This window comes from Nocardia sp. CDC153 (assembly GCF_035818515.1).
In the GTDB taxonomy this organism is placed as follows: Bacteria; Actinomycetota; Actinomycetes; order Mycobacteriales; family Mycobacteriaceae; genus Nocardia.
Genome location: NZ_JAYKYU010000006.1, coordinates 198,368 through 211,802, shown reverse-complemented (window position 1 = coordinate 211,802; position 13,435 = coordinate 198,368). Strand labels below are relative to the sequence as shown.

The window sequence follows — 13,435 nt, the reverse complement described above, 5'->3', positions numbered from 1 at the left end:
CCGTCGGTCGTTAACCGTGGAAATCACGCTGGTTCAGATACCAGGGCAGGAGGGAGGGGTCGTCTATTGCGGTGGGGTCGACCACTTGCATGGGGTCTGCGCCCTGGAGTAGGCGTTTGACGGGGACCTCGAGTTTCTTGCCGGTGCGGGTGTGGGGGATGCCGGGGGCCTCGAGGATGACGTCGGGGACGTGGCGGGGGGACAGGTCGGTTCGGATCGCGGTGCAGATTCGGTGCCGCAGTTCGTCGGTGAGGGTCAGGCCGGGGGCGAGGACTACGAACAGGGGCATCCAGTATTCGGCGTTGGGTTGTTCGATGCCTAGGACCAGGGCTTCGGCGATCTCCGGCAGAGCCTCCACGGTTTGGTAGATGTCCGCGCTGCCCATGCGGATTCCATTGCGGTTCAGGGTGGAATCGGAGCGGCCGTGGATGGTGATGCCGCCGTGGGGCGTGCGGGTGATCCAGTCGCCGTGGCGCCAGACGCCGGGGTACATGTCGAAGTAGGCGTCGCGGTAGCGGGAGCCGTCCGGATCGTTCCAGAAGGCCACCGGCATGGAGGGCATCGGCTTGGTGATCACCAGTTCGCCGACGGTGTCCTGCACAGGGTGGCCGGAGGAATCCCAGGCCTCCAGTGCCACACCGAGATACGGGGCGGAGAGTTCGCCCGGCCGGACGGCGACGGTGCGGACGCCGCCCATGAAGGCCGACACGACGTCGGTGCCACCGCTGATGGAGGAGACGGGAATGTCACCGACATTGTCGCGCAACCAGATCGACGAGCTCGCCGGGAACGCCGAACCGGTGATGCCCACCTGACGCAGGCGCGACAGATCGTGGGCGAGCGCCGGGTGCGCGCCCGCCTTCTCACAGGCCAGCACGTAGCCGGGGCTGGTGCCGAGGACCGTGGTGCCGGTGCGGGCGGCCAAGGCCCACAGCGCATCCGGGGTGGCATGAGCCGGGCTGCCGTCGTAGCAGACGATGGTCGCGCCCGCGAGCAGGCCGGAGACCTGATAGTTCCACATCATCCAGCTGGGGCTGGTGTACCAGAAGAAGGTGTCCTCGGGACCGATATCCGACTGCAGGGCAATCGCTTTGAGGTGTTCGAGCAGCACGCCGCCGTGGCCGTGGACGATGCCCTTCGGTTTGCCCGTGGTGCCGGACGAGTAGAGCACCCACAGCGGGTGGTCGAACTCGACCGGCACCGGGGCGAGGAGGGGTGGCTCCTCGGCAAAGAGGTCCTCGGTGGCATCGTTCCAGTCGAGGACATCGGGCAAGGTGCGGCCCAGCCGCGAGACCAGCACGGTGGCCCGCAGGGACGGCAAACCGGCTCGGAGGGCGGCGATTTCGTCGATCTTGTCGTAGGACTTGCCGCCGTAGCGGTAGCCGTCGGCGGTCACCAGCACCGTCGGCTCGAGCTGGCCGAGGCGGTCGAGTGCGGCGGAGGCGGTGTAGTCCTGGCCGCACGCGCTCCAGAGCGCGCCGATGCTCGCGGTGGCGAGGAAGGCGATCACGGCCTCGGGGATGTTCGGCAGGTAGCCGACCACCCGGTCGCCGGGGCCGACGCCCAGCTCACGCAGCGATCGGGCCAGAACAGCTGTGCGGGAGTGCATTTCCAGCCAAGAGATATCCCGCCGCGGCGTGTCTTCACTCAACCCGATAATGGCGGGACGGTCGGTGCGGGTGTGCCGGAACACCTGGTCGACGTAGTTGACGCGGGTCCCGGGGAACCAGCGCGCGCCCGGCATCGCACTGGAGGCGAGCACCTCGGCGGGGGTGTCCCCCAGGTCGAAGTACTCCCACACCGCCCACCAGAAGCGGTCGATATCGTCGATCGACCACTGCCACAGCTGCCAGTAATCACCGGTGCGAATCCCGAAGCGCCGCTCCACGAATCGCGCGAAATCGGTGATCCGGGCCGCCTCGATGTCGGCCTCGCCGGGCACCCATTGCGGTGCTCCCGCCACCTCGGCCAGCTCGATCATCGGGCACTCCATCCGCCGTCCATGGTGTACGAGGCACCCGTCACCATGCGCGCCGCGTCCGAGGCCAGCCACGCCACCAGCGAGGCCACCTCGTCGGGCTCCACGAGTCGTTTGATCGCGTTGTCGGTCAGCATGATTCGCTCCACCACCTCTTGCTCCGGAATGCCGTGCGCGAAGGCCTGATCGGCGATCTGCTTGTCCACCAGCGGAGTTCGCACATAGCCCGGGTTCACGCAGTTGCTGGTCACCCCGAACGGCCCGCCCTCGAGCGCCGTCACCTTGGACAGCCCCTCCAACGCGTGCTTGGCGGTGACATACGCCGCCTTGAAGGCCGAGGCCCGAAGTCCGTGCACCGACGAGAGATTGATGATCCGGCCGAACCCCTGCTTGTACATGTGCGGCAGGGCGGCGCGGGTGAGCAGGAACGGTGCCTCCACCATGAGCGCCAGCATGAAGCGGAACCGTTCGGGCGCGAACTCGGTGATCGGGCTGACTGTCTGCACCCCGGCGTTGTTCACCAGAATGTCGGTCTCGAGCCGGAGGTCCTCCAGCGCCGTCACCTCCGACAGATCCACCTGCCAGGTCCGGCCGCCGAATTCGGCGGCCACCTTCTCCGCGCCCTCACCGTCGATATCGGCGACGGTCACCTCCGCCCCGCGGGCGGCCAGCTCGCGGGCGCACGCCGCCCCGATACCGCTCGCGCCGCCCGTCACCAGCGCCGTCCGCCCGGCCAGCTCGCCGAGCAGGGGTCCGGTCGTCCCCGTCATGCCACCGTCACCTTCGAATCGTCCTGCGTGGAGTGGTTCTTCGAATCCTGCTGTGTCGCCAGGCTTTCAGCATCGGCACGGTCGATCGCCTCGAGGTCGACACCCTTGGTCTCCCGGGCGAACAGGACCGCGATCGCGGTAATGGCCGCCGCACCCGCCAGATACCAGGCGATCGGCACCGAGGACTTGTAGTCCTCCAACAGCCGCACCGCGATGATCGGCGCGAGCGAACCCGCCACCAGCGAGGTCACCTGATAGCCGAGGGACACACCGGAATACCGCATGCGGGTGGGGAACATCTCCGCCATGATCGCGGGCTGCGCGGAGTACATGAGGCCGTGGAAGACCAGGCCGATCACGATGGCCGACAGGATCACCATATTGTTCTTGCTGTCCATCATGGGGAAGGCGAAGAAACCCCAGGTGCCCGCCAGCACCGCGCCCACCAGGTAGACCGGCTTGCGCCCGAAGCGATCCGAGAGCCGACCGACCTGCGGGATCACCAGGAAGTGCACCGCGTGCGCGACCAGCAGCCACCACAGGATCACCTTGGTGTTCGCGCCGACGTGCACCTTGAGATAGGTGATCGAGAAGGTGACCACCAGGTAGTACATGATGTTCTCGCCGAAACGCAGGCCCATGGCGGTGAAGACGCCGCGCGGGTAGCGCTTGAGCACCTCGAGGGCGCTGATCGAGGCCGCCTTCTCCTTTTCCGCGAGCTGTTGCGCGGCAACGAAAATCGGGGCGTCGGCGATCTTGGTGCGCACGTAATAGCCGATGAGCACGACGACGGCCGAGAGCCAGAAGGCGACTCGCCAACCCCACGACAGGAACGCCGAGTTCGACAGCCAGGAGGTCAGCGCGAGCAGCACGACCGTCGCGAGCATATTGCCGATCGGGACCGCCGCCTGCGGCCAGGACGCCCAGAAGGCGCGGCTGCGACTCGGACTGTGTTCTGCCACCAGCAGAACCGCGCCACCCCATTCGCCGCCGATGGCGAAGCCCTGAATGAAGCGCAGCACCACCAGCAATACGGGGGCCAGGTAGCCGACCTGGTGGTAGGTGGGCAGGCAGCCCATCAGGAAGGTGGCCGCGCCGACCAGGACCAGGCTCAGCTGCAGCAGCTTCTTGCGGCCATGCTTGTCGCCGTAGTGGCCGAAGACGATGCCGCCCAACGGGCGTGCCGCGAAGCCGACCGCGTAGGTGATGAACGCCGCCAGGATGGCGTCCAGATCATTGCCGCCCTGGGCGAAGAAGACCTTGCTGAACACCAGCGTGGCGGCGGTGCCGTAGAGGAAGAACTCGTACCACTCGACCACGGTCCCGGCCATGGACGCGGCGACCACGCGCCGTAATCCGGCCAGGCCGCCGCCCGCTTCCGGTGCGTTTTCCCGGACGCTCATCGCGCAACTCCTTCACGCTCGGGCCGCCTCACCCTCATCTGTGATGCGGCCCACAAACTTCGATGCCAAGGAGTATTCGTGCACATCGGGTGACGCAGCAATGACCAGTTCCGCAGCCACAATCTGCAAGAATGCAGAAATGAGCGTGACCTCTGCCACAAGCCGTCCGAGCCCCGATGACCTGCTGGTGCTGCTGTCGGTGGGGCGAACCGGGCGCTACGTCTCGGCGGCGGAGGAGTTGGGGATCAACCACACGACGATCTCGCGGCGGATCGCGGCGCTGGAGCAGGCGCTCGGCGGGCGGGTGCTGATTCGCGGCGCGGGCGGCTGGGAGCTCACCGACCTCGGCCGGGAGGCGCTGACCGCCGCCGAGGCCATCGAATCCGCGGTGCGCTCGCTGACCTCGGACACCCCGACACTCGAAGGGGTGGTGCGCATGTCGGCCACCGACGGGTTCAGCGCCTATGTCGCGGCCCCCGCCATCGCCGACGTCCAGCGCCGCCACCCCAAACTCGCCGTCGAGATCGTCACCGCCACCCGCCTGGCCTCCCTGCAACGCTCCGGCTTCGATATCGAAGTGGTGGTGGGCAAACCGCAACTGCGCCGCGCCCGCGCCATCCCGCTGGGCGACTACACCCTCGCCCTGTACGCCTCCCACGGGTACCTCGCCGACCATCCCGCCCCGAGCTCGGTCGACGACCTGTCCCACCATCCGTTAGTCTACTTCATCGACTCCATGCTCCAGGTCGACGACCTCGACCTGGCACCCACCTTCGCCCCGATGATGCGCGAATCCATCTCCTCCACCAATGTTTTCGTCCACGTGGAAGCCACGCGAGCGGCCGCGGGCCTGGGCCTACTCCCCTGCTTCATGGCCGACCAACACGCCGACCTGGTCCGTGTCCTCCCGGAAATCTCAGTCCGCCTGACCTATTGGCTGGTGGCCCGCGCCGAAACCCTCCGCCGCCCCGAGGTGGCCGCCATCGTCGAAGCCCTCCGCGCTCAGGTGGACACCCACCGCGACATGCTCATGGGCTCCCCTGCCGCCGGAACTCCGCCCGCCGCAATCGAACTCATCCAGCCCTGAAGCACCCTTCCGAGATCAGGGGGTAGGAGTTTTGGCGTTGTCGGCGAGGCGGTCGAGGAACAGGCGGGTGGCCACGGCCTCGAAGGGTTCGGTCAAGGGGTCGGTATAGGTTTGCGCGCCGGGCAGGTTGGCGGCGGCGGTGCGGGCGGCGGCGGAGAGCGCGCCCATGATGCCCGCCGAGTGTTGGATCGCGGACTTCTTGGCCCAGGCCAGGGGGCGCGCGGACGTGGGCAATAGCTCTTCGCAGGCGATTCGGAGGCAGAGCTTGTCCACCGAATGACCGTCGTGGGTGCCGAATAGTGCTGGGGGTGCGAAGGTTTCGGACAATTCCCAGAAGCGGACGGTTTGGAATACGTGGATTATGCGGTCGGCGTGGTCGCCGAGAATGCGGGGATAGAAATCTGGGACGAGGCGGGTGCGGGTCAATTCGAGTGCGGATTCCTTGCGCACGGCGTGGTCGAGTTCGGCCGCGGCGGCAGGTGAATCGATCGGGCTGGCAAGGGTTTTGCCGCCCGCGAAGAGCGCATCCGCTCCGCGTCCGGTCAGGATCGGGCCCACGGTGTCGAGGCGCTCGAGCAGGGGCAGCATCGCGAGCATGGGGACGGCATACGAAACCTCCCACAGCTCAGCGACTTCCAGGCGACGCACGGATTCCTCGGCCAACTCGACCACAGCTGGGCCGTCGAGTTCGATGATCTCGTGGGTGAGGCCGAGCGCTGTCGCCGCGGCCGCCGCGTTCACACGATCGGTGCCGTCGGCGGTCACCACGGTGACCGCCCGCGGTCGATACCCCATCTCGACGGCCACCGCGCCCACGAAGATCGAATCCACGCCGCCGGACAGCATCAGCAACGGATCGCCCGGCATCGCCGCGAACACCGCCCGCAGCCGATCCCGGGTCTCCTCGATGATCAGCGGGGCGAGCGAGCCCACATCAACCACCCGCCGCGCCCCCGGGTCGGGTGTGGCGACATCGCGCAGGTCGGCAACGAACTGCATGGGCTCGCCACTCTGGGCGGCGAAAGCTGTTGGGTGTTCGGCTTCTTCTCCCACCCGGCCCAGCCTACTGCGGGCAACCGGAGGCTTTCCGATTCCCAGCTGGGACATAGGCGGGACCCACGTCGTTCCGATCCTGCGCCTCTTTGATGGGTGACCGGGGCGGCCGATCGGTCGTCCTTCCCTCCGAGAAAGGTTTCGCGCGTTGAATTCCTCGTCTACGACCCCGTCGCGTCTGCGTCGTCTGACCGCCCGAGTCGCCGTGGCCGGTGCCCTGGCCGCCGTCCCCCTCGCCGCCCTGGCCATCCCCGCATCCGCCGCGACGGCCGACAGCGGCGTTCCGGTGGTCAGCCAGATCGCCGATCCGGATTGGAACCACGACCACGACGGCGATCACGACCGCGACCGTGACCACCGCGACCGGCCCGGCGACCATCGCGACCAGCCGGGCGACCGTGACCAAGGCCCGGACCAGCCCCAGTTGCCGCAGCTGCCCCAGCTGCCGCCGACCGGCTCCGCCTAGGTCGAATGGTCCGGCGCACTCGGCCCGGTCACCCGGGGCCTGGTGACCGGGCCGGTGCGCCCGTCAGTGGGTGGCGGGGAGGTGGACCGCGAATTCGGTTCGGCCGGGGGCGCTTTCGACGGTGATGTCGCCGCCGTGGGCCTTGACCACGGCGGCGACAATGGCCAGGCCCAAGCCGGTGCTGCCCGCGCGGCGGGAGCGCGAGGAGTCGCCGCGGGCGAAACGTTCGAAGACCTCCGGTTGGAGGTCGGCCGGGATGCCGGGGCCGTTGTCGGTGACCTGCCAGCGTGCGCCGCCGCGGCCGTCGTCGGTCAGGGCGGTGGTGACGGTGGTGCCGGGGCCGGTGTGGGTGCGGGCGTTGGCGAGCAGGTTGGCCAGGACCTGGTGCAGGCGGGCCGAATCGCCGGTGACCACGATCGGTTCGGGCGGCAGCTCCAGCTTCCAGGTCAGGTCGGGGCCCGCGACGTGAGCGTCGGCGACCGCGTCCACGGTGAGCTGGGTCAGATCCACCGGGGATCGTTCGAGTCCGCGTCCGGCATCCAGGCGCGCCAGCAGCAGCATGTCCTCCACCAGCGTGGTCATGCGCCGGGATTCCGAATCGATCCGGCTCAGCGCGTGCGCGACCACCTCGGGTGACGTATCTCGTTCACGCTGAGCCAGTTCCGCGTAGCCGCGAATGGCCGACAGCGGAGTGCGCAGTTCGTGACTGGCGTCGGCCAGGAAGCGCCGCACGCGGGTCTCGCTCTCGTGGCGGGCCGAGAGCGCGCCCGCGATGTGATCGAGCATGCGGTTGATGGCCGCGCCGAGCTGACCGACCTCGGTGCGCTGGTCGGCGTCGGTGGCCGGAACCCGCACGGGCAGAGTCACTTCGCCGCGATCCAGTCGCAGGTCGGCGACCCGGGCGGCGGTGGCGGCGACGCGGCCCAGCGGTGCGAGCGCGCTACGGATCAGCCAGATGCCGACGGTGATCGCGACCGCCAGGACGCTGGCGGTGACGACGAGCAGGATCAGGAGGACCCGCATCAGAATGGCGTCGACCGACGCGAGTGGCAGTCCGGTGATGACGGTCTGCCCCGACCAGGTGGTCGCGGCCTGCACGCGATAGTGGCCCTCGCCCGGAATATCCAGGGACACCGGCTTACCCGTGGCGATGGCGGCGAGCCGCTCGCGGGCGGCCGCCGACAGCAGCGACTGCGTGCCGTCGGCGCGCACCCGGGCGGCGCTCACCGACTTGTCGGTGCCGACCAGCGCGCCGACCGTATCCGGTTGAATATTGCGGCGATTCAGAAAATCCGGTCCGGGGCCGTAGTCCGGTTCGGACGGTGGCGGCGGGCCGGGCTGGCTATGCTGATCCATTGGCCGCGGACCCAGACTCGGCCCGCCACCGGAGTCGATGAGGGCGCGCTTGGCCGTCTCGGCCAGGGTGACGTCCACCTGGTGCACCAGGAACTGTTGCAGCGCAAGCTCGGTCGTGATGCCGATGCCGACCACCACGACCACCAACAGCACGACCTGGCCGACCAGCAATCGGGCCCGCAGCGACCAGCGTCGGCGGGCGGGCGTCGACTCGACGGACTCCCTCTCGGGCGGGTTCGATGCGACAGTCGGGTCGGCTGCCGGCGTCGACTCGCTCGGCTTCATCTCAGTCAGCGGGTTTGAGGGCATAGCCCGCACCTCGCAGTGTGTGAATCATCGGCTTGCGGCCGCTGTCGATCTTCTTACGTAGATACGAGACGTACAGTTCGACGATGTTGGATCGTCCCCCGAAGTCGTAGCCCCACACCCGGTCGAGAATCTGCCCCTTGCTCAATACCCGTCGCGGATTGTGCACGAACAGCCGCAGCAGCTCGAATTCCGTTGAGGTCAAGACGATTTCGACGCCACCGCGGGTCACCTCGTGACTGTCCTCGTCGAGTGTGAGATCCCCGACCACGAACCGCGAGCCGGTCTCCTCGGCGGCCACCCCCGACCGCCGCAGCAATGCCCGCAGCCGCAGCACCACTTCCTCGATGCTGAACGGTTTGGTGACATAGTCGTCCCCGCCCGCCGTCAGCCCCGCGATCCGATCCTCCACCGCGTCCCTGGCCGTCAACAGCAGCACCGGCAGCTCCGGCCACACCCGTCGCATCCGCTCGAGCACCTCGAGCCCGGTCATATCCGGCAGCATCAGATCGAGCACCACCACATCGGGCCGCACCTCCCGGGCCTTGGCCAGCGCGGCCCGCCCATCCCCCGCCGTCTCCACCGACCACCCCTCATATCGCAACGCCAGCGCCACCAACTCGGCCAGCGCGGGCTCGTCGTCCACGACCAGCACCGCGGGCGACCCCCCGTCGGCCCGCCGCATGGCCACCCGCTCGATGGGCGCATTTCCCGAGGTCACCACAGACATTGGTCTAGGTTCGGGGACCTCACTGGGGCCTGGCTGTACCGAACCTATGTGTCAGCTGTGAGCCCTGGCCGCCGCGGATCAGCCTGGGTGCCGTCATCCGCTCAGCGTCACGCACAGATCCTCGTACGGCCCGACCAGTGCCAGTAACTGTCGAGTCGTGTGCCCATTGGCGGAGGTGACGCGCACCGACATGAACCCGTGCGAGAGATACCAATGATGCTGCGCCGAATCCGGCTGATCGCCGCCGTGTATGCCGGCCGACCAATCGTTGCCGCTGAGCACGAAATCGGCCGGGTCCAGCGTCGGATACAGCAGGCTGCCCGAACCGGAGATATCGCGTTCGATCGTCGCACCGGTGGAGGTATTGGTGGCCCGCATCACCAAAGCCCCTGTCTCCGTCCCAAAGACAGGCCGCCCGCCCGCATCGTGCCACACGCTCATGGTCAGATCGCTAACCGGAAACTCAACATGTGTACCGAACCCACACACTTCTCCCGGCGGATAATCGAACGGAGGCGAATCCGGGTGACTGACAACCATTCCGCTCTCGGCCTGCGCCTGCCCCGCCCCACTAGTCCCGGCGACAAGCGCGGCGACTGCACAGGCTGCCGCGGCAATCGTTCCACGCATGGCGACCTCTTCCACGATGCGAATCCCCGAACCGTGAAAACTATACGGCGGGAAGCCATCTCGATGTCGAGACTTCACACGCACCGCACAGGACGGATAGGGCCCAGAGGCATCAGAGGCGGCTCAGTGCGCTTCGAGTGCTCCGGTCAGGGCCGCCATACGGTCGGCGGTCCAACCGGGCGGTGCGGCGATATCGACCCACCCGGGCAGCATCGCATCCTCGTAGCGATGCCCCTGCCCCTCGGGCACGCCGATGCCGACGAAGGTGTCGAAGGTGACCTGCCAGAAGGTGACGAACGGTGCCCAGAACATCTCCGGGGCGACGCCGCGGCCGCGTGGCTCCTCTAGCCAGTCGGGCTGCTCGAACAGCAGACGCGGGCTCCACCAGGCGATCGGATCATTGGCGTGCATCAGATACAGCACCCGGGGTGAGGTCCATTCGACCGGCGGATTAGCCAGATCCTGTGGGCTGGAGGCGAATCGAACCGTGCGACCGCCCTCGTAGACCGGAGCGACCTCCGGGGTGCCCGGATCTCGATGCTCGATGAATTCGCGGGCCAGCCGGTTGCTGTGCGTCGGGCCCACCCACATGACCCCGTCGGTTCGTTTCCGAAGATTGTCCAGATCCGCGAAGGCGGCCTCGCCACCCATCGACCCCAGGCTTTCCCCGAACACCAGCAGCTTCGGCCGCGCCTCCGCAGGCAGCGCGGACCAGTGGTCGTAGACGCGATCGAACAGCACCCGCCCGGCCCTGGTGGCGCGGCTGCGGTCGGTCACGAAGGAAATCCAGCTCGGAAAATAGGAATACTGAATCGCGACCTCGGCGGTATTTCCGCCGTAGAGATATTCGAGCGAATCCGCCGCCCGCTCATTGATCCAGCCGCTGCCGGTCGTCGTCATCACACACAGCACCGCGCGATGGAACGCACCCGTCCGCTCCAATTCCGCTACCGCGATATCCGCCTGTTCCTCGGTGGTCTTTCCGGATTCGATGCCCACGTACACCCGAATGGGATCGGCCGCGGGCTGTCCGGAAATCTTCCCGATCTGCTCCACACTCGGCCCGCTGGCAACAAACTGCCGACCTTCTCGCCCCAGCGAGCCCCAACTCTGCGAAGATCCCGGCCCACCGGAGACAAAGGAACTCACCGGCTGCACGGTATTGGGCTTCGTCCCGCCATTGAGCGCGTGATACGTCTTGTCCGCGAACCCCACCAGCCCGTCCCGCGCCACCAACTGAATGACAAACCCCGCCACCACCAGCACAACCAGCGCAAGCACCCCTGCCAACCGCGCCGGAACCCACCGCTCGAGCACCCGAGCGATCCGCCGAAAACACCACCGAATCCCCCGCCCAACTCCCAACAACAGCCCGAACACAACCAGGGAAATCAGAAACACCGCGACATACCACAACCGATTCTGATCCGCTTCACCAACAAGTTCCCGAACACGGTTCTGAAATGCCGACCCCGCCGCCAAAGCCGCGACAACCACAGCCGCCCCCACAATGCCAAGCCCCCACCACGCACCACGCTTGACCCGCCCCGGCATCTCCTTCCGAAAAACCGCCCGCACTCCCCAACTGACCAACACCCCGAACGCATACCCCACAATCAACGAAACCCCACAAACCACGCCTTCGAACTTCCACCCCCGAGGCAACAACGAAGGCGACAACGCACTGACAAAGAACACCAACCCCCAACAAATCCCCCCAAAATTCAGCCGAAGCTTCTTGATCACCCAAGGCCGGTAATCATCATCCGCCATCGCCATAACCCGAATCATGCCGCGCATCCCCCCACCAGCCCCGCAGCCACCCCACGACGCGCCGCGCGCATCCCCACCACCACCTCACCCCAATCTCCCTCCCCACCGCCCACACCCCGGATTCCCCTGCGCCAGAACAACCCTGAGCCCTCCCCCAAACCACCGTCGATTCCCCCACCACACGCCGCCAACCAGCCGATTTGGATGTACAGGGGGGTAGTGGGGTAATCTCGTCGAGCACGAGCGAGAGCGAATGCAACGGGCTGTGGCGCAGCTTGGTAGCGCACTTGACTGGGGGTCAAGTGGTCGCAGGTTCAAATCCTGTCAGCCCGACCAAGAAAAATCCCCTCCGACCTGGTCGGAGGGGATTTTCTGTTCATTTGACCACTCGGAGATGGTGGCCAATTGGTGGCCGTTTCGGCGCTGCAAGGTGCAGCGACAGCAGATCACCGGCCTTCTGCAGTGCCGTGGTGTTCGGATGCAGATACAGCTTGGTGACCCGCGGGTCGGAGTGCCCGGCGATCTCCTGCAGCAGATGCAGTAGCACTCCGGCGTCGGCGAACCAGGTCAGCCCGGTGTGCCGGAGAGTGTGGCGGCGAAGGTGTTCGTAGCCGAGCCCGGCGACCACTTCGTCCCAATGGGTGGCGCGGCGGAGGACGGTGATCTGGATCCGCCCTCCGCGGGGGCCGACGAAGAGTCTGGCCTTCCGATACGCCTCCGCCCGGGTGGCTTCGTCCGCATTCTTCATCGCCGGATCGGCATCCACCCGAGCATGCGCCCGCGCGATCGCTCGCAGCACTATCGGCCGAAGCTCCACGATGATGGGGATCTTGCGGGCGCGCTTACCCTTCGTCCCTTTGTCTTTCAGCCCTCCCGGGCCAGGAGTAGTCTGCCGCCGCAGATTCCACATCCATGTCTCGATATCGATGTCTTCGACGCGGACCCCAGAGACCTCACCGATGCGGGCGGCGGTGCATGCCTCATAGATCACGACCTCACCCCAGACCTCGTAGTGGTCCGATGATCTGGCGACCAACGCATCAGCGAGTTCAGTGAGGGATTGCCAGTCCGGAAGCGCCAGTGCGCGAGGGTTGTTCAGCTCATCCTCGTGCCGCTCGTACTGACGCTGCCAGCCGGGGACCTCCACCCGGTTGCGATCGATCACCTCGTCGCGCACGGCCTGGTCCATAACTCGCCCGAGCGCGGCCAGCGTGTTCTTGATCGTGGACTTGCCGTGTCCCTGGGCAATCCACATGGTGACCGCCCGATCCGCGACACCTCCCGAAATCATGGTGATCGGCAGATGCCCAAGGGTCGGAACGATGCGTCGGCGCCAGCCCGCAAGGTATGGGTCGAGAGTTTTGGGCTCGACGCCACGCATCGCGAGACCCCACACGGCCTCGCCGTAGTCCTTCAACGTGGCAGTGGCCGTCTTCGGATCCACACCGCGCGCCGCGGCCTGCCGGATCCCCTCGATCCACTCCTCCGCGTCGGCACGCTCTTCGAAGGCCTGGGACTTGCTGTCCCTCTTCTTGGCGACCGGATCAGTCCAGCGAACGCGCGCCAGAAAGGGCTTGGCGCGCTTCCGCTCTTCGATGCTGCCGCGGATCTGCACGCCGAGTGGAATGAGGTTCACCGAATCGCCCATCATGCCACCGCCGGATCCACCCGCCGCCGCATCAGATACGCGATCACATCGGCGCCCCGGTACCGGGTGACCCGGCCGGAGATCTGGACGAACGGCGGACCCTGCGGCGGCTGTGCCGTGCGCCAGCGGCGCAGGCTCGACGGGTCGACCTTCAGGACCGCGGCGACCTCCTCGGTTGTGTACCAGCCGGTTTCAAGGATCTGTTCCGGGCTCATTCCGTCCATTGCAGTATTCC

At 67.1% G+C, this 13,435-nt stretch carries 12 protein-coding genes and 1 tRNA gene; 3 read left to right on the top strand and 10 right to left on the bottom strand.

The genetic code is table 11. The annotated features are described in order from the left end of the window. Positions 1 to 10: 10 nt before the first annotated feature. From VMT65_RS31305 to VMT65_RS31295, 3 genes are read right to left on the bottom strand one after another with little or no spacing between them, the layout of a single operon-like run. A complete protein-coding gene (locus VMT65_RS31305; RefSeq protein ID WP_326312123.1) occupies positions 11 to 1,981 on the bottom strand; it encodes an acetoacetate--CoA ligase in 1,971 nt (656 codons plus the stop codon). Beyond that, the gene (locus tag VMT65_RS31300) at positions 1,978 to 2,748 is read right to left on the bottom strand and encodes a 3-hydroxybutyrate dehydrogenase (RefSeq protein WP_326312122.1); all 771 of its coding nucleotides are present in this window, start codon (positions 2,746 to 2,748) and stop codon (positions 1,978 to 1,980) included. The genes VMT65_RS31305 and VMT65_RS31300 overlap by 4 nt, the downstream gene beginning before the upstream one ends. Further along, entirely contained in the window at positions 2,745 to 4,151 is a 1,407-nt protein-coding gene (locus VMT65_RS31295) for an MFS transporter (RefSeq protein WP_326312121.1), read from the bottom strand. Before VMT65_RS31295 ends, VMT65_RS31300 begins: the two co-directional genes overlap by 4 nt. Before the next feature lie 139 nt (positions 4,152 to 4,290). Between VMT65_RS31295 and VMT65_RS31290 the strand changes: the two genes are divergently transcribed. After that, the gene (locus VMT65_RS31290) at positions 4,291 to 5,238 is read left to right on the top strand and encodes a LysR family transcriptional regulator (protein ID WP_326312120.1); all 948 of its coding nucleotides are present in this window, start codon (positions 4,291 to 4,293) and stop codon (positions 5,236 to 5,238) included. 15 nt (positions 5,239 to 5,253) lie between these two features. Here VMT65_RS31290 and VMT65_RS31285 read toward each other — a convergent pair whose 3' ends face one another. Beyond that, positions 5,254 to 6,237 carry an asparagine synthase-related protein gene (locus VMT65_RS31285; RefSeq protein ID WP_326312119.1) on the bottom strand — a complete coding sequence of 328 codons (984 nt, stop codon included), beginning with the start codon at positions 6,235 to 6,237 and terminating at the stop codon, positions 5,254 to 5,256. A gap of 202 nt (positions 6,238 to 6,439) precedes the next feature. Between VMT65_RS31285 and VMT65_RS31280 the strand changes: the two genes are divergently transcribed. Next, positions 6,440 to 6,757, top strand: a complete 318-nt coding sequence (locus tag VMT65_RS31280) for a hypothetical protein (protein WP_326312118.1) — start codon at positions 6,440 to 6,442, stop codon at positions 6,755 to 6,757. Positions 6,758 to 6,820: 63 nt separating this feature from the next. Here VMT65_RS31280 and VMT65_RS31275 read toward each other — a convergent pair whose 3' ends face one another. From VMT65_RS31275 to VMT65_RS31260, 4 genes are all read right to left on the bottom strand, one after another. Continuing rightward, entirely contained in the window at positions 6,821 to 8,422 is a 1,602-nt protein-coding gene (locus VMT65_RS31275; protein ID WP_326312117.1) for a sensor histidine kinase, read from the bottom strand. Continuing rightward, complete coding sequence (locus tag VMT65_RS31270) at positions 8,400 to 9,149, bottom strand: response regulator transcription factor (RefSeq protein ID WP_442790342.1); 750 nt, start codon at positions 9,147 to 9,149, stop codon at positions 8,400 to 8,402. Before VMT65_RS31270 ends, VMT65_RS31275 begins: the two co-directional genes overlap by 23 nt. Positions 9,150 to 9,242: 93 nt before the next feature. Continuing rightward, entirely contained in the window at positions 9,243 to 9,794 is a 552-nt protein-coding gene (locus tag VMT65_RS31265) for a hypothetical protein (protein WP_326312116.1), read from the bottom strand. A gap of 108 nt (positions 9,795 to 9,902) precedes the next feature. Beyond that, on the bottom strand, positions 9,903 to 11,558 hold the full coding sequence (locus tag VMT65_RS31260; protein ID WP_326312115.1) for an alpha/beta hydrolase: 1,656 nt from the start codon (positions 11,556 to 11,558) through the stop codon (positions 9,903 to 9,905). Positions 11,559 to 11,811: 253 nt separating this feature from the next. On the opposite strand from VMT65_RS31260, the gene VMT65_RS31255 reads away from it, so the two are divergent. Next, positions 11,812 to 11,888: transfer RNA gene (locus VMT65_RS31255), tRNA-Pro, on the top strand. 40 nt (positions 11,889 to 11,928) lie between these two features. Here the strand turns inward: VMT65_RS31255 and VMT65_RS31250 are convergent. Then, positions 11,929 to 13,200, bottom strand: coding sequence for a tyrosine-type recombinase/integrase (locus tag VMT65_RS31250; RefSeq protein ID WP_326312114.1), 1,272 nt, complete (start codon positions 13,198 to 13,200; stop codon positions 11,929 to 11,931). Further along, positions 13,200 to 13,424 carry a helix-turn-helix domain-containing protein gene (locus VMT65_RS31245; RefSeq protein WP_326312113.1) on the bottom strand — a complete coding sequence of 75 codons (225 nt, stop codon included), beginning with the start codon at positions 13,422 to 13,424 and terminating at the stop codon, positions 13,200 to 13,202. Before VMT65_RS31245 ends, VMT65_RS31250 begins: the two co-directional genes overlap by 1 nt. Positions 13,425 to 13,435 lie beyond the last annotated feature (11 nt).